General features: G+C 30.0%; 1 protein-coding gene. It reads right to left on the bottom strand.

The genetic code is table 11. From position 1 onward, the window contains the following. On the bottom strand, nt 1-634 hold a 634-nt coding region (locus KA909_RS13330; protein WP_210130328.1), incomplete at both ends, for a phage portal protein.

A 634-nucleotide genomic window follows, 5' to 3' on the forward strand; every position in this document is an offset into this window, starting at 1 on the left:
TTGAACTAATGCTCTTAAATCCCCGAAATCAGACTTGCCTGTTGAACCACTTTTAGATGAATATTCTTCATAGCTTAGCCCTTTTGTTAACGGTATAACTGCAACTTGATTTTTCTCAAAAGTATTAAAGATCATGTCGATATAATCTTGAATGAGTTTATTATCTAAAGTTGTTGATTCAACATTTACAACTCCACGAATTTGATTTTGTTTTAGCTGCATATTTAACATGCGACCAAATACTTCGCCGTAATCTTCAAATAGACCCATCATAAAGTCATCTAACTTTTTATTTGAGTTCTCCAAATAAATAACTTCATCCATTGAAAAATACCGACTATAAACATAGTCATTAACCGTAACTGAATTAAATTTTTGCGGTAACAAACCTAAATCAGTTTCTCTCTCAAAGTTATCTGCTACATAAAAATAATCATCATCTGATTTGATGATGAGTGCTTCATTGTCTATTAATAATTTATAGATAAATTTTTGCCAGAATTGCGTAGCATTTTGATTTGGATTAGGCTTAACATTTAAAAGATAATACATTGAATCTTTTACAGCTTTATCATTCTCTTTAATTCTGAATTCAGATCGAGATATAGTTCTTGCAACAAATTCAACAACCGTA

Source organism: Staphylococcus sp. GDX8P54P (genome assembly GCF_017893165.1).
Lineage (GTDB): Bacteria > Bacillota > Bacilli > Staphylococcales > Staphylococcaceae > Staphylococcus > Staphylococcus borealis.